This is a genomic window from Kitasatospora phosalacinea, from assembly GCF_000717185.1.
Taxonomy (GTDB): domain Bacteria; phylum Actinomycetota; class Actinomycetes; order Streptomycetales; family Streptomycetaceae; genus Kitasatospora; species Kitasatospora phosalacinea_A.
In genome coordinates, this window is the sequence record NZ_JNYE01000101.1 from 15,438 (window position 1) to 34,429 (window position 18,992).

General features: G+C 74.0%; 17 protein-coding genes, 1 pseudogene and 1 riboswitch. Of the genes and pseudogenes, 7 read left to right on the top strand and 11 right to left on the bottom strand.

Annotated elements, in window-relative coordinates:
• Window positions 1-224 precede the first annotated feature (224 nt).
• The 6 genes from OO57_RS31365 to OO57_RS31390 all read left to right on the top strand — a co-directional run bounded on the left by OO57_RS31365 (window position 225) and on the right by OO57_RS31390 (window position 5,935).
• Window positions 225-2,192, top strand: coding sequence for a nucleotidyltransferase domain-containing protein (locus tag OO57_RS31365; RefSeq protein ID WP_234337589.1), 1,968 nt, complete (start codon window positions 225-227; stop codon window positions 2,190-2,192).
• The gene (locus OO57_RS31370; protein ID WP_033256122.1) at window positions 2,192-3,319 is read left to right on the top strand and encodes a hypothetical protein; all 1,128 of its coding nucleotides are present in this window, start codon (window positions 2,192-2,194) and stop codon (window positions 3,317-3,319) included. Before OO57_RS31365 ends, OO57_RS31370 begins: the two co-directional genes overlap by 1 nt.
• Window positions 3,297-4,091 carry an SDR family NAD(P)-dependent oxidoreductase gene (locus OO57_RS31375; RefSeq protein WP_051778485.1) on the top strand — a complete coding sequence of 265 codons (795 nt, stop codon included), beginning with the start codon at window positions 3,297-3,299 and terminating at the stop codon, window positions 4,089-4,091. Before OO57_RS31370 ends, OO57_RS31375 begins: the two co-directional genes overlap by 23 nt.
• A gap of 32 nt (window positions 4,092-4,123) precedes the next feature.
• Window positions 4,124-4,573: an NUDIX domain-containing protein gene (locus tag OO57_RS31380; RefSeq protein ID WP_033256123.1), complete on the top strand. Its 450-nt coding sequence runs from the start codon at window positions 4,124-4,126 to the stop codon at window positions 4,571-4,573.
• Between the two features lie 5 nt (window positions 4,574-4,578).
• Window positions 4,579-5,025 carry a hypothetical protein gene (locus OO57_RS31385; protein WP_033256124.1) on the top strand — a complete coding sequence of 149 codons (447 nt, stop codon included), beginning with the start codon at window positions 4,579-4,581 and terminating at the stop codon, window positions 5,023-5,025.
• A 454-nt stretch (window positions 5,026-5,479) separates the two neighbouring features.
• Window positions 5,480-5,935 carry a hypothetical protein gene (locus OO57_RS31390; RefSeq protein ID WP_033256125.1) on the top strand — a complete coding sequence of 152 codons (456 nt, stop codon included), beginning with the start codon at window positions 5,480-5,482 and terminating at the stop codon, window positions 5,933-5,935.
• A 234-nt stretch (window positions 5,936-6,169) separates the two neighbouring features.
• On the opposite strand, the gene OO57_RS31395 is transcribed toward OO57_RS31390, so the two are convergent.
• The 7 genes from OO57_RS31395 to OO57_RS31430 form a co-directional block, all read right to left on the bottom strand.
• On the bottom strand, window positions 6,170-7,537 hold the full coding sequence (locus OO57_RS31395; RefSeq protein WP_033256126.1) for an NAD(P)/FAD-dependent oxidoreductase: 1,368 nt from the start codon (window positions 7,535-7,537) through the stop codon (window positions 6,170-6,172).
• A gap of 434 nt (window positions 7,538-7,971) precedes the next feature.
• The gene (locus OO57_RS31400) at window positions 7,972-8,907 is read right to left on the bottom strand and encodes a Ppx/GppA phosphatase family protein (protein ID WP_033256127.1); all 936 of its coding nucleotides are present in this window, start codon (window positions 8,905-8,907) and stop codon (window positions 7,972-7,974) included.
• The gene (locus OO57_RS31405; protein ID WP_033256128.1) at window positions 8,904-9,575 is read right to left on the bottom strand and encodes a DUF501 domain-containing protein; all 672 of its coding nucleotides are present in this window, start codon (window positions 9,573-9,575) and stop codon (window positions 8,904-8,906) included. The genes OO57_RS31400 and OO57_RS31405 overlap by 4 nt, the downstream gene beginning before the upstream one ends.
• Window positions 9,576-9,618: 43 nt before the next feature.
• Entirely contained in the window at window positions 9,619-10,035 is a 417-nt protein-coding gene (locus OO57_RS31410; RefSeq protein ID WP_051778486.1) for an FtsB family cell division protein, read from the bottom strand.
• A 149-nt stretch (window positions 10,036-10,184) separates the two neighbouring features.
• Window positions 10,185-11,474, bottom strand: coding sequence for a phosphopyruvate hydratase (gene eno / locus OO57_RS31415; protein WP_033256130.1), 1,290 nt, complete (start codon window positions 11,472-11,474; stop codon window positions 10,185-10,187).
• Between the two features lie 354 nt (window positions 11,475-11,828).
• Entirely contained in the window at window positions 11,829-12,533 is a 705-nt protein-coding gene (locus OO57_RS47260; protein WP_033256131.1) for a transglycosylase family protein, read from the bottom strand.
• Between the two features lie 3 nt (window positions 12,534-12,536).
• A riboswitch (cyclic di-AMP (ydaO/yuaA leader) is annotated at window positions 12,537-12,735 on the bottom strand.
• Window positions 12,736-12,967: 232 nt separating this feature from the next.
• The gene (locus tag OO57_RS31430; protein WP_033256132.1) at window positions 12,968-14,212 is read right to left on the bottom strand and encodes a cytochrome P450 family protein; all 1,245 of its coding nucleotides are present in this window, start codon (window positions 14,210-14,212) and stop codon (window positions 12,968-12,970) included.
• 156 nt (window positions 14,213-14,368) lie between these two features.
• Between OO57_RS31430 and OO57_RS31435 the strand changes: the two genes are divergently transcribed.
• On the top strand, window positions 14,369-14,788 hold the full coding sequence (locus OO57_RS31435; RefSeq protein ID WP_081974096.1) for an SDR family NAD(P)-dependent oxidoreductase: 420 nt from the start codon (window positions 14,369-14,371) through the stop codon (window positions 14,786-14,788).
• On the opposite strand, the gene OO57_RS31440 is transcribed toward OO57_RS31435, so the two are convergent.
• From OO57_RS31440 to OO57_RS31455, 4 genes and pseudogenes are all read right to left on the bottom strand, one after another.
• Window positions 14,785-15,795, bottom strand: coding sequence for a MazG family protein (locus OO57_RS31440; RefSeq protein ID WP_033256134.1), 1,011 nt, complete (start codon window positions 15,793-15,795; stop codon window positions 14,785-14,787). The genes OO57_RS31435 and OO57_RS31440 overlap by 4 nt on opposite strands.
• A gap of 30 nt (window positions 15,796-15,825) precedes the next feature.
• Window positions 15,826-17,409: a DUF11 domain-containing protein gene (locus OO57_RS47030; RefSeq protein ID WP_033256135.1), complete on the bottom strand. Its 1,584-nt coding sequence runs from the start codon at window positions 17,407-17,409 to the stop codon at window positions 15,826-15,828.
• A 175-nt stretch (window positions 17,410-17,584) separates the two neighbouring features.
• Complete coding sequence (locus OO57_RS31450) at window positions 17,585-18,211, bottom strand: SurA N-terminal domain-containing protein (protein ID WP_051778487.1); 627 nt, start codon at window positions 18,209-18,211, stop codon at window positions 17,585-17,587.
• Between the two features lie 112 nt (window positions 18,212-18,323).
• Window positions 18,324-18,992, bottom strand: a pseudogene (locus OO57_RS31455) (serine/threonine protein kinase); the annotation flags it as partial.

Here is an 18,992-nt window from a genome sequence, read left to right on the forward strand (position 1 = left end):
CACTCCGGGTGTCCGCCGGTCTCACCCGGCGGACGATCGGCGCGCGCTGCGGGCTCGCCGGGCCTCCCGCCCTCGTGGGCCGGGCGAGGGGGCCACCGCAGAGGCCCCGCGGGCGGTGACACCTCCCCCGCCCGCGGGGCCTCTGCCAGCTCCGCCCCGGCCTGACAACGACACCAGGCCGGGGGCCCGACCCGCCCGGAACCAGACGAGCCCCGGAGGACACCGTGTCCCTCTCCAATCCGCTTACCTCTGCCACGGTCGCGCTCAGCGGGCCGGACAACTCGGGTAAGACGAAGCAGCTCGGGATACTGCTGCGGCGCCTCGGCCCGGCCGGGACCTCCGGCGGGACGCTGGACGCCCACGACCCGCGGTGGCCGGCCATCGTCGCGGGCCCTGGCGGCATGGGCGGCTGGTGGTGGGAGCACGGGCCGGTGGAGGAGGTCGCCGACGTCCTGGCCAGCTCCTACCTGGAGCGTGCCCGCCGGCTCGGCGACGCCCCGGTGCGCCTCATCGACCGGGGCATCCCGATGCTGGAGGCGACCCTCGCCGCGACCGTCGCCGTCCGGGAGGGCCTGAGCGCCGACGCGGCGGCGGACCGAGCGCTCAAGCTGCTGGAGCCGTTCCGCGCGGGCCTCGCCGGGGCGGAGGCCGCCGAGTTCGGTGTGCTGCTCCTCCACCACGAGGACCCGGAGGTCGGCACGGCCCGGGCGCTGTCGCACGAGAAGTCGGTGACGCCGGGATACGCGGAGTACCAGCGGCACCTGCACACCCAGATTCACCGCCTGGCCGCCGACGGCCGGTGGTCGAACGTCATCGTGGTCAACGGGCGGCCGGTCGTCGAGATCCAGGACGAGCTGCGGCAGGTCGTCCACCCGGCGGTGCCGGCCGTCCCGGCGCGGGCGCTGCCTGGTGTCCGGGTGGTCGCCCTCGGCGGGCTGTCGGAGTGCGGGAAGAGCAGCGCCGGGGAGTACCTGCGGGTGCACCACGGGCACGCCCGACTCAAGATCGGGTATCTCCTGGAGGACGCCGCGCGGTGGGCCGGGGTCGCTGACCCGTACCAGCTCCACCCGGTGGTGCGGGCGGAGCTGCTGGTCGATGCCCTCGACCGGTACTGCGCCGCGCACCACTTCCTGGACCGGGTCACCGTCGAGTCGCTGCACGAGTACGACAGCGCGGCGGAGCTGCGCCGGATGCTGGGTGGCCAGCTCTCGATCCTCTACCTCGACGCGGAGCCGGAGGTCCGGGCGCGGCGCGGCACGGCCGGCCCGGTGGACGTGGTCGACCGGGACGAGGTGAAGACCTCGCGCGGGGCCGACCGGATCGCCGGTCTCGCGCACGTGCTGGTCGACAACAACGGCTCCCGGCTGCGGTTGGAGCGGCAGCTCGACATGGTCGCCCTCGGCGCGCGGTGGCCGCTGCGGACGCCGGCCGTCGCGCCGGTGAACACGCTCGGCCTGCCCGTTCCGCTGGAGTCGTACCTCTCGGAGCTGCTAGACCGCACCACCGTGCAGCAGCCTCCGGTGATCGACCTGCTGGCCGTCACCGGCAGCGGTGCCCGCGGGAAGTACCAGAAGGGCTGGTCCGACCTCGACGTGTTCGTGATCGCCGACCCGGCGGGCACCGCGGAGCTGCGGCGGGTGCTGGAGCGGCTAGAGGTCGACCTCGGCGGAGTCAAGCTGGGTCTGACCGTGCTCACCGAGGGCGAGTGCCGTAGCGGCATGGTGACGTCCCGTCTGCTGCACGTCCTCGCTCTCCTGGGCTCCGGGTCGCTGGCCGCCCAGTGGTGCCGGCCGGGTCTGGTGCTGCCCGCGCCGGACCTCGCGGCGGACGTCGCCGCGTCGGTGAAGGCCGGCGTTCAGGGCGCGGTGGAGATCCGCCGTCAGCTCTTGAAAGGAGCGCCGGACCTGCGGGCCCTGTACAAGGTCACCGCGCTGCTGGCGAAGGTGCTGCTGCGGTTCTCCGGGGTGGAGGTGTCGGCGGACGCCGACGCCTTGGCCGCGGTCCTCAGCGAGGCGGCGGGGGCGGGGCCGCGGCTGCTGACCGAGGACCGTGGCGACCGGGACCAGGCCGTCGCCCTCGCGGAGCTGGAACTGGTCCGTGACGCCCGCCGGGACCGGGCTCAGGCGGTCGTCCTCGCGGAGCTGGTGCTGGGGCGCTGGCTGGCGACCACGGCTCTACCCGGGGGTCAGTGATGCGCAAGGCGCGGAAGACCTTCGAGAAGTCGCTCAGCGCGGCGGAGGCCGACGTCGAGGCGGCGGGTTGGCAGGCCGTCGCGGGCATCCTCCCGGTGCCCCGGCTGCTGCGCCGTACGTCCCTCGGCGACCGCGTCGTCCTCGCGTATGAGGACGTGTTCGCTACGGGGCGGTACACCATGCTCCTCGGTGACGTGATCGCGGTCGCCGACCGGAGCGCGCTCGCGCTGCCCCGGGTCGTCGCCCTGGTCGACGCGGTCTGCGACAGCCTGATGGTGAGCGTCCGGAAGACCGGCAGCACGGCGCCGCTGTCCACGTGCATGCCTGGCCTGTACGCCGACCGCATCCGGCCGGGTGGCCGGGTCGACGAGCGGGTCCTCTCCGACCGCCTCACCGTTACCTCGACGAGCACCGGCCGGCCGGTGCGGGTGCGGGACCTTGCCGGGTTCTCCGCGATCGTCAACGGCGTCCCGATGCTGCTCGACGTCCCGGACGCCGTGCTGTTCGCCCGGGACCGCCTCCGGGGTGACCGGGCGGTCCTCGCCGCGCTCACCCAGGGTGACCCGACGGAGCCGAACATCGCGGGCGATCCGCTGTGCTGGCTCGACTTCCAGTACGCCGGGTGCAACGGCGTGGCCGGGGACGTCGCTGTCCTGCTCTGGTACCTCCTCGGCATGGGCGGGTGGCTCGTGCCCCGGTACCAGCCCGACGTGTTCGCCCGCACCCTGCCGCTGCACCTGCCTCCGGTCGCCTCCCCGCGGCTCGACCAGGTCGTCCTGGACGAGGAGCAGCGCCGGGTGGAGATCGGCTACACCTGGCAGGTCGGCGCCGGGCGACAGGCCGCGATCGGCCGCCTCCTGGACCGCCTGAGCACCGACCTCGGCGAGGCGGCCGGCCTTGCCCCGCACACCCTCCTGGCGCAGCTGAGGCCGTTCCTGCTGCTGCGCCTGCTCGGCGTGGTGCCGCTCGCGGCGCTCACCGAGGACGACCGCCTCCTCCTGCTGGCCAAGCTCGCGGAGGCCCACAGCGCCGCTGAGGCGTTCACCCGCACTTCTCCGCTTCCGCCGACGGAAACCGCCGGCCTCGACGATCGGACGGACGACCATGACCGTGTACCCGTCGACTGAGCTTCCCCTCTCCGTGCTGCCGCTCCAGGGCCGCACCGCGCTGGTGACCGGCGCCGCGACCGGCATCGGGGCGGCGGTCAGCCGGGCCTTGGCCGCCGCCGGTGCGGCCGTCGCCGTCGCGCACCTCGCACAGGTCCCGCAGGCCCGCGCCGTCCTCGGTGACGTCCGCCGCGATGGCCGGGCCGGGATAGAGGTGTCCGCCGATCTCACCGACCCGGACGCCGTGCGGGCGCTGGTGAGCCAGGTCGAGAGCGAACTCGGCCCGGTCGACGTCCTGGTGAACAACGCCGGGGCCTACCCGCGCGTCCCGTGGCCGGAGCTGGGCGAAGCGCAATGGGCCGCCGCGATCGAGTCCAACCTCTCGATCCACTATCGGACTTGTGCGGCCGTCAGCCCCGGTATGGTGGGCCGCCAGTGGGGCCGGATCATCAACATCGGCTCCGTGAACGCTCGCGCCGGGAGGCCCGGGCTCACGGCCTACAGCGCGGCTAAGGCCGGACTGATCGGTCTCACCCGGTCACTGGCGCGGGAACTCGGCCAGGCCGGGGTGACGGTCAACGCGGTCGTGCCCGGCGCGATCCAGGTCGAGGCGGAGAACGCCATTCCGCCGCAGCATCGGGCCAGGCCGGAGGAGCAGATCCGTCGGCAGTGCATCCCGCGCCGAGGCCGGCCGGAGGACGTCGCCGCGGCGGTCGCCTTCCTCGCCAGCCCCGCCGCGTCCTTCACCAGCGGTCAGTCGTTGCACGTCGACGGGGGTTGGCTCCTCCACTGACCGCCCGACCCAACGAGTAGAGAGTCACCACCATGTCCAAGAAGCACCGCGCCCGGGCCGTCCTCCTCACCCCCGGCGACACCCTGCTGCTGATCGGCCGGGTGCGCCCGGGCGTCGCCCCGTACTCCGTCGTCGTCGGCGGCGGCGTCGAGGAGGGCGACGCGGACCCGAAGGCCGCGGCCGTCCGTGAGGTCTACGAGGAGATCCACGGCCGCGCCGAGATCGTCCGGCACCTCCACACCTTGGAGGACGACAAAGAGCGCCAGGACTTCTACCTCGCCACCGTCGAGGAGTGGTCGTTCGACGACAAGAGCGGACCGGAGTTCACCCAGGAGGGCCGGGGCGAGTACACGCTCCTAGAGCTGCCGCTCACCGTCGCCGCGATCGACGCCGCGAACCTCATGCCCCCGGAGTTCGCAGCCGTCCTGCGCGGCTTGGTCGAACACGACGAGCTGGTGCCCGTCGCCCAGGCCGTGGAGTAGCCGAGATGAGTGGACACGAGCTGTGGCCGGAGGTGCCTCCGCCGGGACTGGCCGAGCAGATGACTGCGGCGCTGGCTGCGCAGGGACACGCGCCCGGTGTCGCCACATCGACGGACAGCGCCCCGAAGTGGAAGCGGGACATCCTGACGGTGCTGGCGGCGGCGGATGCGGCCGGGGTGCTCAGGACGTGCCCGCACCTGTCGGAGAAGCCGCAGGCGTGCGCCGTCCTCGCCGAAGCGCCCGACATCCTGCTGTGCCTGGCGTGCTACAGGGAACTGACGCCACGGCGGGTCTGCCCGGACTGCAAGGGCCCATCAGGCTCGGCCAGCCCGGAGGGCGGCGTCGAGGACGTGATCACCGGCCCGACAATGATCTGCTCCCGGATGAGGTGCGCCCAGTGCGCGCGGTCGGCTCCGGCGCCGACTGCGCCGGGCGGGACGTTCGGCAGCTGAGCGCGCCCTGTTGTTGCGGCCCCGGCGGTCCTCGCCGGGGCCGCAATGCTGCCAGGCCCCGGCCACCCGCCGCGAGCCGCGAGCCGCGAGCCGCAGGGGCGGTTTCCAGCCAATCCCGGAAACAGGGCGGCCGGAAACCGTCGCTCTAGGCCGTGACGGTGCGTCACCCGAGGTCGGAAGGCCATGTTCCCGCAATGTTCCCGCGGGAACATCCGGGCCCGTTTCGGCGGGCTGACCCGGGCCGATTCGGGGGATGCGGGGAGGTTCGCGCAGGTCGCGGGAACGTCGCAGGTCAGAGGGGGTGTGGCCTCCGGTTCGAGTCCGGCTCTGGGCACTCTCCTGCCCACCCTCCGTAACCCTTGGTGACCGAACGGGCACGGGTGCACCCGGAGATTGAACGGATCGTTCACCACGAATGCTTGACCATGCGGCGTTCAAGGACCATCCTGGGCCCATGGCCGACACCCCTCCCCCGCCGCCCGCGGGCACCGACCCGTTCGCCCCGCCCGACCCCGCCGCCGACCGGACCCGGCGGGTGTACGCCTCGCTGTTCCGGATCGCCGAGCGGCACGCCGCCACCGACGGGCAGCGGCAGCGGCAGACCAACCCGGCGGCACTCGCCCCGCACGAGGCGGTGCGGCTGGTCGCGTTCCTGCTCAGCGGGGCGGCGCTGGCCGAGGAGGGCGAGCCGGAGGTCGACCGGGCCGACGTGCTGGCCGCGCTGACCCTGCTGCCGCTGGTGCGGGCCGAACTCGACGAGCTGGAGGCCGGGTTGCTCACCATGGCCCGCGGGCGCGGGATGACCTGGCAGGAGATCGCCTTCGGGCTGGGCCTGGGAACGCCGCAGGCCGCCCGGCAGCGGCACGAGCGGCTGGCCGACCGCACCGCCCCCGCCGAGCAGCCCTCCTGACGCCTCCGCCGGGGCGGCCCGCCGGGCGCCCCGGAACGCCCGAAGGCCCCCACCCGGTGGAGGGTGGGGGCCTTCGTCAACTGCCTGCTGTACTCCGCCCGGTGGCGGGGCCGGCTGAGCACCACGGAGGTCGTGGTCCGGCGGCGCTGCCGGGCGGAGGGCCTCCGACTCGTACCCGACCTGGTGTCGGGTCTGGTCGCTTGCTCGCTCGCGACGTACTCGCTCGCCCGCGACTCACTTGCTCGCGGCGAGCTCCTTCTCCGGGGCGGCCGCGGCGGCGGGCTTCGGCGCGGGGGCGGAGGCCTCCTGGAAGGCGTCGAAGGGCTTCTCCATCTCGGAGAGGCCGACCGTCTCGCGCTTGAGGAACATCGCCAGGGTCCAGTCGGTGAAGACCCGGATCTTGCGGTTCATGGTCGGGACCATCGCGCCGTGGTAGCCGCGGTGGAACCACCAGGCCAGGCGGCCCTTGAGCTTGACCTTGCCGAACAGGATCGCCACGCCCTTGTGCAGGCCGAGGCCGGCCACCGCGCCGAGGTTCTTGTGCTTGTACTCGGCCTGCGGGAAGCCGCGCATGCCCGCGATGACGTTGTCGCCGAGCACGGCGGCCTGGCGGACGGCGTGCTGCGCGTTCGGCGGGCACCAGGCGCCCTCACCGGCGGCCAGGTCGGGCACCTGGGCGTTGTCGCCCGCGGCCCACACGTAGTCGAAGCCCTGCACCTGGAGGGTCGCCGCGGTGTCCACGTGGCCGCGCGGGCCGAGCGGGAGGCCGAAGCGGTTGACCACCGGGTTGGGCTTGACGCCCGCGGTCCACACGATGGTGGAGGCGTCGAACTCCATGCCGTTCTTCAGCACCACGTGCTGGTCGACGCAGGAGTCCATCGAGGTCTCGATGTAGACCTCGATGTCGCGCTCCTCCAGGCGGCCCTTGGTCCACAGACCGAGGTCCGGGCCCATCTCGGGGAGGATGCGGTTGGCCGCCTCCACCACCACGAAGCGCATGTCGGAACGGCTGACGGTCTTGTAGATCTTGGCGGCGTCGCGCGCCATGTCCTCGATCTCGGCGACGGTCTCGATGCCGGCGAAGCCACCGCCGATGACCACGAAGGTCAGGGCCTTGCGCCGGACGTCCTCGTCCGTGGTGGACTCGGCCTTGTCGAGCTGCGCCATGACGTGGTTGCGGAGGCTGATCGCCTCCTCGACCGTCTTCATGCCGATGCCGTGCTCCGCCAGGCCCGGGATCGGGAAGGTGCGGGACACCGAGCCGGTCGCGACGACCAGGTACTCGAAGGGCAGTTCGTAGGACTCGCCGGCTGCGGGCTGGATGGTGGCGACCTTGCGGGCGTGGTCCACCTCGGTCACGTGACCGGTGAGCACCTCCGCCTTCTTGAGGGCGCTGCGCAGCGGCGCGACGAGGTTGCGAGGGGCGACGTTGCCGCCGGCCGCCTCGGGGAGGAAGGGCAGGTACGTCATGTACGACCGCGGGTCGACGACCGTGACGGTCGCTTCGCCGTAGCGCATCTTCTTGAGGATGCGCATCGCGGCATACAGGCCGACGTAACCACCGCCGACAATGAGGATGCGAGGACGCTCCGTGGTGCTCATATCCGAAAGTATCCACCCCCGCCTGATGGGCCGTTCGTGAGGCCCGTCACAAGCTCCTGGACACCTGGTGCTACACTACGCGCCCGCAATTCCGCCCCGGAGGCCCTTCCTCACCCCCGCCGACCGCCCGCGGTGAGCGGGCCGGGCCGCAGTGCCGCGCTGAGCAGCAACGATCCCGGCCCCGCACGGGTTCCCGAGCGGGGTTTCGATTTCTCCGGGATGAACGGCAGGTTGCCTGCGATCCCACGAGCGACCCGCCGACCGGGCCTTCGGTCCACATTTCGGTCGCCGCAGCGGCCCGGAGTGGGTCGAAAGACTGGATTGCCATGTGAAGAAATTCACGAAGGTTCTCGCCGCGACACGCCGGAAGGCCCCCGGAGCGGCCCGCAGCGGTCTCCCGCGCGCCCTCCGGGGGCCTTCCGACGGCCGGTGGATCAGACGATCGACCAGGCGATCCCGTCCAGGATGTCGTGCTCGGAGACCAGCAGCTCGGCGGCCCCGGTGCGCTCCATGACCTCCAGCAGGACGAGCGCGCCCGCGGCGATCACGTCCACCCGGCCGGGGTGCATGACCGGGACGGCGGCCCGCTCGGCGTGCGAGGAGTGCAGCAGCCAGCGGGCGACCTCCCGCACCTGCTGGACGCCGACCACCGCGTGGTGGATCCGCTCGGAGTCGTAGCCGGGCAGCTCCAGGGCGATCCCGGCGACGGTGGTGACCGTCCCGGCCAGGCCGACCAGGGTGGCGCCGGAGTCCAGCGGGACGACCCCGGCGACGGCGTCCAGCGCGGCCCGGACGTCGGCCCGCGCGGCCTCGATCTGCGCCTCGGTGGGCTGCCCGCCCGCGAAGTGGCGCTCCGTCATCCGCACGCAGCCGATGTCCGTCGAGTACGCGGCCCGCGCCTCCTGCTCGCCGAGCACGAACTCGGTGGAGCCCCCGCCCAGGTCGAACACCAGGTACGGCGGCCGGTGCGGGCCGCCGAGCAGTTCGCGGGTGGCGCCGGTGAAGGAGAGCCGGGCCTCCTCCTCGCCGCTGACCACGCTCGGGGTGACGCCCAGGATCTCCTTGACCCCGGCGGTGAACTCGGCGGCGTTCTCGGCGTCCCGCGAGGCGGAGGTGGCCACCATCCGGACCCGCTCCGGGGCGACCCCGTGCGCGGCGATGACCTCCGCGTACTCGCGGCAGGCCGCGAAGGTGCGGGCCAGTGCCTCGGGGTGCAGCCGCCCGGTGCGGTCGACGTCCTGGCCGAGCCGGACGATCAGCATCCGCCGGTCCAGGTCGGTGGTCTCGCCCGTCTCCGGGTCGAGGTCGGCGATCAGCAGGCGGATCGAGTTGGTGCCGCAGTCGATCGCGGCGACGCGGGTGCTGCTCACGACTCGTCCTCCGGTCCGTCGGTCTCCGCGGCGGCCCTGCGGGCGGCCCGCTCGGCGCTCAGCGCCTCCTTGGCGGCGATCACCGCGCCGTGGTCCCGCCCCTCGCCCCTGGCCCGGTTGCGGGCGACCCGCTCGCCGGCCGCGTCGACCTCGGCCTCGCTGACGCACGGGCCCTTGGCCCACCACTGCTCCAGCATCCCGATCGCCTCGTCGCCGAGCGGGTTGACGCCCTCCCCGGCGGCCAGCGAGTGCCCGACCAGCACGTGCAGGCACTTGACCCGGTCGGGCATGCCGCCCGCGCTGGGGAAGCCCTCCAGCACCTCGATCGCGTCCCGGCGGGCGATGTAGTCCTCGTGCGCCGCCCGGTACGCGGCGGCGAGCTCCGGGTCCTCGGCGAGCCGGGCGGTCTGCTCCTTCATCACGCCGTCCGCCTCCAGGGTGCCGATCAGCGAGGCGGCCCGGGGGCAGGTCAGGTAGTAGAGCGTCGGGAACGGCGTGCCGTCGGGCAGGCGGGGCGCGGTCTCCACCACGTCCGGGTTGCCGCACGGGCAGCGGTGGGCGACGCCGCGCAGCCCGCGCGGGACGCGGCCGAGCTGGGCGGCGATGGCGGCGACGTCGCGGTCGGACACCTCGGGGGCGTCGGACGCGGGAGGGTTCTGGTTGCTCATCGGGAGTCTGTTCGTCAGAGGGGGCGGGGGACGTTGGGGCGGCTCAGCGGGCCGGTCGCGGCGCGGGCAGGGCGGCGTCGGCGGCGTCCACCGAGTCCCAGAGGGTGGCGTACCAGGGCTTGACCGCCTTCGGGCGGCCGGCCGCGGCGTCGGCCGAGGAGGGCTTCGCGCCGGGCGCGGGCGGCGGGGAGACCGAGACGAACGGGATCTCGCCGGGCAGCGCGTAGTGCAGCCGCTCCCGGGCCTGGGCCTTGACGTACTCCGGGTCCTGCCAGCGGGCCTTCTCCCGGCGCAGTTCGTCGACCTGCTGGCGGGCGTGCTCGGCCTTGGCCCGCTGGGCGGCGATCTCGCCGCGCTGGGCGATGTACTGCCGGGCGGGGTAGGCGAGTATCGCCACCAGCGAGCACAGCACGAGCACCAGCACGGTGGCCCGGCTGGTGAAGCGCGGTCGCGCCGCCAACCCGGGAATCCTCCACTTGGCCATCTGCTCGCCCCTCCTGCGCATGCCGGTGCCCCGGCCCCACCCTACGCGGTGGGAGCCGGGGCACCGGTCACATCAAGGGGTTGTTCAGCCCTTGCTGCGCTTACTTGTCCGCGGAGCGGCTGTGCCTACTTGTCCGCGGAGCGGAAGCGCGGGAACGCGCCGCGGCCCGCGTACTCGGCGGCGTCGTCGAGGATCTCCTCGATGCGCAGCAGCTGGTTGTACTTGGCGACGCGCTCGGAGCGGGCCGGGGCGCCGGTCTTGATCTGGCCGCAGTTGGTGGCGACGGCGAGGTCGGCGATGGTGACGTCCTCGGTCTCGCCGGAGCGGTGCGACATCATGCAGCGGTAGCCGCTGCGCTGGGCCAGCTCGACGGCGTCCAGGGTCTCGGTGAGCGAGCCGATCTGGTTGACCTTCACCAGCAGCGCGTTGGCGGTGCCGGTCTCGATGCCCTTGCGCAGGCGCTCCGGGTTGGTGACGAACAGGTCGTCGCCGACCAGCTGGACCTTGTCGCCGATCGCGTCGGTGATGGCCTTCCAGCCGTCCCAGTCCGACTCGTCCAGCGGGTCCTCGATGGAGACCAGCGGGTAGTCGGCGACCAGCTCGGCGTAGTACGCGATCAGGTCGGCGGAGGAGAGCGCCTTGCCCTCGAACTGGTAGGCGCCGTCCTTGAAGAACTCGGAGGCGGCGACGTCCAGGGCCAGGGCGACGTCCTTGCCCGGGGTGTAGCCGGCCTTCTTGATGGCCTCGGTGATCAGGTCGAGGGCCTCGCGGTTGGAGTCCAGGTTCGGGGCGAAGCCGCCCTCGTCGCCCAGGCCGGTGGAGAGCCCGCGCTCCTTCAGCACGCCCTTGAGGGTGTGGTAGACCTCGACGCCCCAGCGGACGGCCTCGGAGAAGGACTCCGCGCCGATCGGGGCGATCATGAACTCCTGGATGTCGACGTTGGAGTCCGCGTGCGAGCCGCCGTTGAGGATGTTCATCATCGGGACGGGCAGCACGTGGGCGTTCGGGCCGCCCAGGTAGCGGAACAGCGGCAGGTCGCTGGCCTCGGAGGCGGCGTGCGCCACGGCGAGCGAGACGCCCAGGATGGCGTTGGCGCCGAGCGAGGACTTGTCCGGGGTGGCGTCCAGGTCGAGCATGGCCTGGTCGATGAGGCGCTGCTCGGTGGCGTCGTAGCCGACCAGCTCGGGGCCGATCTGCTCGATCACGGCGAGGACGGCCTTCTCGACGCCCTTGCCGAAGTAGCGGTTCTTGTCGCCGTCGCGGAGCTCCAGGGCCTCGAAGGCACCGGTGGAGGCACCCGACGGGACGGCCGCACGACCGGTGCTGCCGTCGTCGAGACCGACCTCGACCTCGACCGTGGGGTTGCCGCGGGAGTCGAGGATCTCACGGGCTACGACGACATCAATGGACGGCACGAGTGCATCTCCTAGCGGAAGCGGATGTGTGGTCGTTACGACCAGAGCCTAGCCGCACACCGCCCCGCGGCCACGCCCGGCCGGGCCCCGTCTCACGGTGTGGCCGGGCTACTCATCGGTAGTTCACCTGTTTGACGGCCGTTCCGCCGCTCCCGGCAGCGCGAACTGCCCGGCGCGCGCCGGGAGCGGACGGGACGTCAGGGGACGCGGCCCTCGTCAGGGCTGCGGCGGGGCCTCGTCAGGCCGCCGGCCGTGCGCGTCCCGAATGTCGGGACCGGGCGCCGGGCGCCGGGCGCCGGGCGCCGGGCGCCGGGCGGCGGGCGCCGGGCGCCGGGCGGCGGGCGCCGGGCGGCGTCAGAGCGCGAGCACCTGGCCGGGCAGGATCAGGTCCGGGTCGGCGCCGATCAGCTCGTGGTTGGCCCGGTAGATCCGCTCCCAGCCGCCGGACACGTTCTGCGCGGCGGCGATGCCGGAGAGCGTGTCGCCGTCCTGGACGGTGTAACCGCCGGCGGCTGCGTTCTGCGGGGCGGCCTGGGGCGCGGCGGGCTGGGGTTCGGCGGGCTGGGCGGGGGCAGCGGGCTTCGCGGGCTTCTTCGACTGCGAGCTCTTCGGCTGCTGGGGCGCGGTCGGGCGCTCCTGGGAGCGCGAGGCGGTGTCCTCGGAGGTGTCGGCGGGCGCGCCGCCCTTGGCGAGTCCGGCCCGCTTGGAGCAGACCGGCCAGGCGCCGGGGCCCTGGGAGGCGAGCACCCGCTCGGCCACCGCGATCTGCTGGGCGCGGCTGGCCTGGTCGGCGCGGGCCGCGTACTGGCCGCCGCCGAAGGCGCGCCAGGTGGAGGGGGTGAACTGCAGGCCGCCGTAGAAACCGTTCCCGGTGTTGATGCTCCAGTTGCCGCCGCTCTCGCACTGGGCCACGCGGTCCCAGGTGTCGACGGGTGCGGCGGCCGCTCCGGTGGCGGCGAACAGTGGCAGGGCCAGGCCGACCGAGGCCACGCCGGCGGCGGCGATGACCTTCCCGGCCTTGGTACTACGGCGGTGGCGAGGGGTGTTGGCGAACAGCACGGGACATCCTCTCCGCACGCCTGCGAGGTGAGCTGTCGGGTTCGGACCGGGAGGTTGGCCCGGCCGCCGGACGCTCCGGACGCGGTTGCGCCCGCTGCTCGGCGGCTTCACCCCAAGCCGTTGGGACTACGGCGTTCACACTGGTTCCCCCGCTCCTGTCCGGTACCTGGTAGGTGGCCCGAGGACGCGGCGGACAGGACTCGGCGTGCCGCGATCGGGGCCCGCAGCTGCGGGCATGTCGGAGAGTAGGCAAAGCTGACGAGCAATCACAAGCTCATATCACCATGATCACGCCGAAATTACGGATCTTCGATCCTCGTACACGAACGATCCAGGTATGTCCGGATTCGGTCCGAACCGGAGTGCGACGCGCGCCCCCGCCCCGGCGCGTCGTCGGCCCAGTCGGGCGGCGTGTCGCGGGCGCCGAAACGGCGTCAGCGGGGCGTGAAGGAGACCGGGAGGTCGCGCAGCCCGCGCATGATCAGCCCGCCCCGCCAGCGCAGTTCGGCGGGGTCGGCCGCCAACCGAACGTCCGGAAGCCTGGTCAGTAGGCTGCCGATCGCGCGCTGCCCCTCAAGCCGGGCCAGCGGGGCGCCGATGCAGTAGTGGATACCGTGACCGAAACCCAGGTGCGGGTTGTCCGAGCGGGCCAGGTCGAGGGTGTTCTCGGCGGAGAACCGGGCCGGGTCGCGGTCGGCCGCGGCCAGCACCACCAGCACCGGGTCGCCGACCGGGACGTCCACCCCGCCGATGGTCAGCGGCGCGGTGGCGAACCGCCAGGTGGCCAGCTCCACCGGGCCGTCGTAGCGCAGCAGTTCCTCGACGCCGGTCTCCAGCAGGGCCGACTCGCCGCGGCCCAGCGACTGCTGGAGCAGGGCGCGCTGCTCCGGGTTGCGCAGGAGCGCGTACATGCCGTTGCCGATGAGGTTGATGGTGGTCTCGAAGCCGGCGAAGAGCAGGATGAAGGCCATCGCCGCGGCCTCGTTCTCGGTGAGGTGCTCGCCGTGGTCGCTGGCCCGGATCAGGCCGGAGATCAGGTCCTCGCCGAGGTCGGCCCGCTTGCGGTGGATCAGGTCGGCCAGGTAGCCGCGGATCTGCTTGACCGCCCGGCCCACCCCGCCCCGCTTCCCCCCCGTGTGCCGGATCATCATCCCGGCCCAGTCGCGCAGGTCGTCCTGGTCCTCGGCGGGGACGCCGAGCAGGTCGCAGATCGCGTAGATGGGGAGCGGGAAGGCGAACTCGTGGATCAGGTCGGCCTCGCCGCGGGCCGCGAAGGAGTCGATCAGCCGGTCGGTGAGCTGCTGCACCCGCGGTTCGAACTCGGCCACCCGGCGCGGGGTGAACGCCTTGGAGACCAGGCGGCGCAGCCGGGTGTGGTCGGGCGGGTCGATGTTCAGCAGGTGGGTCATCAGGTCGGCCTGCCGCTCCCCCGGGATGCCGACCCGGCCGCTGCGGTGGGCCTGCTCGCTGTGGTGCGCCGGGTTCTTCGACAGCCGGGCGTCCGCGAGCGCCTGCCGCGCGTCCGCGTAGCGGGTGACCAGCCAGGCGTCCACCCCGCTCGGCAACGTGGTGCGGTGCACCGGCGCGTGCTCCCGCAGCCAGGCGTACGCCGGGTAGGGGTCGGCCGCGAACTCCCAGGTGAAGAGTTGCGGATGGGTGGCACGGGGCTGGTCTGGCATGTCTTGACCGTATCGGGAAGCGCCGTCGCGTGAGTCTGGTCACCTGGTGGGTATTCCCTGTTGCGGAGCGTCGGGGCGTGCCTACGATCCTCCGATAACCACAGTGGGCGGCGTGCGGTCCGGCCACGGGTGCGCCCTCGGAAAGGGGAGCAGACCATGCGAGTAGCCGGTGCAGTGGTGGTCATCGCGGTGCTCGACGGAGGTTCGGGGGCCGACCTGGCCCGCCGCTTCTCCGCCGCCGGCGCCGCCGGTCTGCTCATCGCCGACCTGCACCCCGGCATCGCCGAGGACCTCGCGGCCGAACTCGACCGCCCCGGCTGCCCCGTGGTCGGCGTCTCCGGCGACATCCACCACCCGGCCGACATCGCCGCGCTGGTCGACACCGCCGTCAAGCACCTCGGCCCGATCGACCTGTTCGCGGTCGCGGGCCCGGACGGCGAGCGGATCGTCCAGCTCGCCGACCTGCCCGGCCACCTGAACCCGCTGGCCGAGGTGCTCGCCCTGGTCGGCGAGGCCATCGGCGAGGTCGTCCCGGCCCAGCGCCGCCCGGTCGCGAACGTCCCGCTGGCGGGCTAGGCGGGCTGGGGCCCCTCCCCCGGCAGTCCCTCCGCGGCGCGGACCTCCGCGCGGTAGCGGCGGGCCGCCGCCCGCAGCGCCGCGTCCACGTCCACCCCCCGGTCGTGGGCGCGCTGCGCGACCGCCAGCAGCAGCTGCCCGGCCGACTCCGCGGTCAGCTCGGCGGGCAGCTCGTACGGCGCGTCCGGCACGCCGGTGAAGTGCGAGCGGCGCACCCGCGACACCAGCTTCGCCGCGTACGCCAGCGCGGGCAGCCCCGCGGGCACGCCGTCCAGCACCGATTCGCGCTGCTTCTCCGCCGCCTTCAGCTGCTCCCAGTTGGCCTCGGTCTCGGCCGAGCCGGTCACGCTCACGTCGCCGAACACGTGCGGGTGGCGGTACGTCAGCTTCTCGACGATGTCGCCCGCCACGTCGTCGATCGAGAACGGGTCGTCGGCGTCCTCCTCGGCGATCCGCGAGTGGAAGAACACCTGCAGCAGCACGTCGCCGAGCTCCTCGCGCAGGGTCTCCCGGTCGCCCTCCTCGATCGCCTCGACCAGCTCGAAGGCCTCCTCCACCAGGTACTTCACCAGGCTCTCGTGGGTCTGCTCGGCGTCCCACGGGCAGCCGCCGGGCGAACGCAGCCGGTCCATCACCGCGACCAGGTCGAGCAGCCGGGCCCCCGGCAGGTCGTACGAACCCGGCAGCACCTCGATCTCCGGGTGCTCGCCCGCCTCCTCCACCGCGATCCGCGCCAGCGCGTCCGTCAGGCCCGGGTCGCCGTCCGGGCTCTCCAGCCAGACCGCGGGCGCCCGGGCGAGCAGCAGCCGCGCCAGCGCCGGGGCGGACGGCCGCTCCACCTGCTCCGGTTCCACGCCCGCCGCCCGCAGCGCGGCCAGCTGCGGGTGGTCCGCGACACCGGCCAGCACCACGGGCGCGGACCGGAGCGCCTCCCAGGCCGGCCAGGAGAGCAGGCCGGGGGCGACGCGGTGGGTGGTGGTCAGCAGGGTCAGCTTCGGAGTCTCCACGGGACCGAACCTACCGCGGGGCGCGCCCGGCTAGTGCTTGCGGCGGACCTTCGCGGCCAGGACCATCAGGCCGGCCAGGACGCAGCCGAGGGCGGCGAGGCCGATCAGCGGGAGGACCCCGGCGGTGCCGGTGTCGGGGAGGTCGCCGTTCCCGGTGGCGTCCGCGTCGACCGTCACGTCGAAGGCGACGTTCGCGGTGGCGCCGGGGGCGAGGTCGGGGACGGTGCAGGTGACGGTCCGCCCGGCGGCGGTGCAGTCCGGGTCGGAGCCGCTCCGGTACGTGGTGCCGGCGGGCAGCCGGTCGGTGACGGTGACGCCGGTGGCGGTGTCGAGGTCGCCGGTGCTGCCGTCGGCGTGCCGGTTGGCGACGGCGAAGGAGTAGGTGACGGTGTCGCCGGGCTCGACGTTGCCGGGCGGGTTGTCGTCGGTGGTGCCGGCGGGGCTGTTGGCCTTGGTGATCTGCAGGTCGGGTTCGAGGGCGTCGACGGCCAGCCAGGCGGCCTGCGGGTGCAGGGCGTCGCCGGAGCCGTTGATCCGCAGGACGGCCTGGGTGGCGGCGGCCGGGATCTTCCCGGTGACGTCGATCGTCCGGGCGTCGTAGCCGTAGTTGTCGACCGGGTTCGGGTCACGGGTGGTGACGTTGGTGCCGGTGCCGTCGGCGGCGACCCGGTCGATCCGGCTGGCGAAGGCGTTGTCGGTGGTGACGCCGGTCGGGCCGGGCAGCGGCAGCAGGGTGAGGTCGGCGGTGCCGGAGCCGACCAGCAGCTGGTCGCCGGAGATCTGCACGTCGCCGTCGCCGACCACCACGCCGAGGGTGGCGGCGGGGGCGGTGGTGGCGGGGGTGCGGATGCCGCCGAGGGTGAGGGTGGCCAGGTTGTCGGGGAAGCGCAGCAGTTGGAAGCCGTCCCAGACGTCGAGGTAGCGCAGCGGGTCGGCCGCGTTCTCGTACGCGACGACCAGGGACCAGCCGCCCCAGCAGCCGACGTTGCTGCCGCCGCCGTCGGCCGAGGAGGAGCGGCCGTCGCAGGCCTGGAGGTCGGCGACGGTGTAGCTGCCGGGGCCCGCGGCCTGCACCTGGGCGGTGACGTCCTTGACGCCCGCGCCGGCCAACAGGGTCGGGGTGCCGCCGGTCTGCTGGTCGAACCAGTCGTAGGTGTCGGCGGTGAGCCGCTCGTAGGAGGAGCCGCCGGGCACCTTCCAGGAGACCTGGTCGCCCCGGGCGATGTCGCCGGAGTGGCCGCCCGCGGTGCTGGTGTTGACCGGGTTGAACTGCCAGTACAGGCGGGCCGAGAGCACCTTGGCCCCGGCCGGGACGACCAGGTCGGCGGCGGAGGCGTTGTCGCCGGGCGCGTTCGGGTCGCTCTTCACGTACTTGGTGCGGTTGTTGTTGCTGCCCTCGGTGTCGTTGCAGGGCGAGCCGTCGCTGTCGTCGCAGGTCAGCACCGAGTTGGCGGCCATCGTCAGGTTGCCGTGCGCCAGCAGGCTCACCGCCGGGTCGGGCCCGATCGGCCGCTGGGTGCCCGCCCCGCGCAGGGTCGCGGGCACCGCGGGGGCGGCGGCGAGCGGGACGAGGAGCCCGGCGACGGGCAGGGCCGCGCACAGGGCGCGCAGCATCCTCGGCAGGGGTGAACGGCGCTGGAGCACGGGCAACCTCGCAACCGGTGCGGTGGGGCGGACTGGGCAGAGGGACCCAGCCTCACCGGCCCGCTGCGGAACGCCCGGCGGACACGGCCCGCCCGCCCGGGCGCTCACCCGTCCGGCCGAGGACGCCCCGAGGACGCCCCGGCGGCTACCGGGCGGCCTGGCCGCTCGCCGGGAGCCAGTTCTCGGTGCTGCCCTCCAGCCCGATCTCGGTGGTGTTCCAGGTGCCGTAGCGCGGGTTGACCTCGATGTGCAGGGCGGTGCCCGCGTCGACCAGGGCCTTGCGGATGGCGGCGTCGCCGTCGGCGCTGGACGGGTCCTGTCCGTCGGCCAGCTTCACCAGGCCGATCTGCTGCCGGTAGAAGCCGTCCACGTCGGCGGCCGGGACGCCCTGCTTGGCGCGCAGCAGTTCGGCGAGCTTGGCCTCGCTGCCGACGGTCTGCGCGTCCGCGGACCGGGCGCGGTCGACCTCGCTCTGGCTCACCGTCAGGCTGCGGTCCGCGAGGGCGCGGGCGACGACCCGGCCGAGGATCAGGTCGGAGACCGCGTGCCGGGCCAGGCCGGGCTGCTCCTCGGTGGCGGCGCCGCTCTGCGCGGCGCCCTCCCGGACGGCGGCGACCCGGGCCTCGACCTGGGCGACGCTGATCCGGTCGCTGCCGACCACGGCGGCCGCCCCCTGGTGCGCCGGTGCGCCGCCGCAGGCGGCGAGCGCGGCGGCGGCGACCGCGGTGCCGAGTGCGGCGCGCAGTCGACGGGCGGAGCTGGTGCGGATCACTGGGGCCTCCTGGGCGGTGGAGCGCGGTCCGGTGGTGCTCTGCGTACGTGGCTGGGACGAACACTATTGACCGCCGCGCCCGGGGGCCAGACCCCGCGCAGGGAAGGCTGATCTAGGTCGCGTAGGGGTTGGTGGTGGTGCGGTGGCGGCCCAGCTGTTCGAGGTGGGTGCGCAGGCGGCGGACGTCGGGGTGGTGCGGGCCGTGGCGGCGTTCGGTCTCCATCAGGAGTTCGAGCAGGCTGTGCCAGCCGGTCTCGGCGTGGCCGAGGGCGGCGAGCAGCAGGCCGGTGCGTTCGCGGACCTCGACGGTGTGCGGGGAGTCGGGCGGGAGGGCGGCGAGCACGGCGCGGTACTCGGCGAGCGCCTCGGCGGACCGGCCGAGGTGGTCGAGGCAGCGGGCGGTGTGGCGGCGGTGGTCGAGTGCGGCGGGGTCGTGCGGGGCGGCGGTGGCGGTGAGCTGCCGCAGTTCGGGCAGGGCCTCGGCCCAGCGCTGTTCGGCGAGCAGGGTGCGGGCCCGGATCGCGCGCACGGTGCGGACCAGCGGGGCGCCCTCGCCCTGTTCGGCGGCGGCCCGGGGCAGCAGGCGGGCGGACAGGTCGAGCACCTCGGTGTGGCGTCCGGCGTCGACCAGGTCGGAGAGCCGGGCGCAGGCCGCGCCGAGGGTCTCCGTCCCGGGCGCGGGCGCGGGCGCGGGCACGGACGCGGACGCTGGCACCGGCCGCGGGGGCGCCGCGGGCGGCGGGACGGCGGCGGGCGGCGGGGGCGCGGAAAGGACGGGGGC

Bases quoted from the DNA above. Each gene is read 5' to 3' on its own strand.
- OO57_RS31380 (WP_033256123.1), top strand. From the start codon at position 4,124: ATGTCCAAGAAGCACCGCGCCCGGGCCGTCCTCCTCACCCCCGGCGAC.
- OO57_RS31405 (WP_033256128.1), bottom strand. From the start codon at position 9,575: ATGAGCAACCAGAACCCTCCCGCGTCCGACGCCCCCGAGGTGTCCGAC.
- OO57_RS31430 (WP_033256132.1), bottom strand. From the start codon at position 14,212: ATGCCAGACCAGCCCCGTGCCACCCATCCGCAACTCTTCACCTGGGAG.
- OO57_RS31390 (WP_033256125.1), top strand. From the start codon at position 5,480: ATGGCCGACACCCCTCCCCCGCCGCCCGCGGGCACCGACCCGTTCGCC.
- OO57_RS47030 (WP_033256135.1), bottom strand. From the start codon at position 17,409: ATGCTGCGCGCCCTGTGCGCGGCCCTGCCCGTCGCCGGGCTCCTCGTC.
- OO57_RS31370 (WP_033256122.1), top strand. From the start codon at position 2,192: ATGCGCAAGGCGCGGAAGACCTTCGAGAAGTCGCTCAGCGCGGCGGAG.
- OO57_RS31375 (WP_051778485.1), top strand. From the start codon at position 3,297: ATGACCGTGTACCCGTCGACTGAGCTTCCCCTCTCCGTGCTGCCGCTC.
- OO57_RS31395 (WP_033256126.1), bottom strand. From the start codon at position 7,537: ATGAGCACCACGGAGCGTCCTCGCATCCTCATTGTCGGCGGTGGTTAC.
- OO57_RS31435 (WP_081974096.1), top strand. From the start codon at position 14,369: ATGCGAGTAGCCGGTGCAGTGGTGGTCATCGCGGTGCTCGACGGAGGT.
- OO57_RS31385 (WP_033256124.1), top strand. From the start codon at position 4,579: ATGAGTGGACACGAGCTGTGGCCGGAGGTGCCTCCGCCGGGACTGGCC.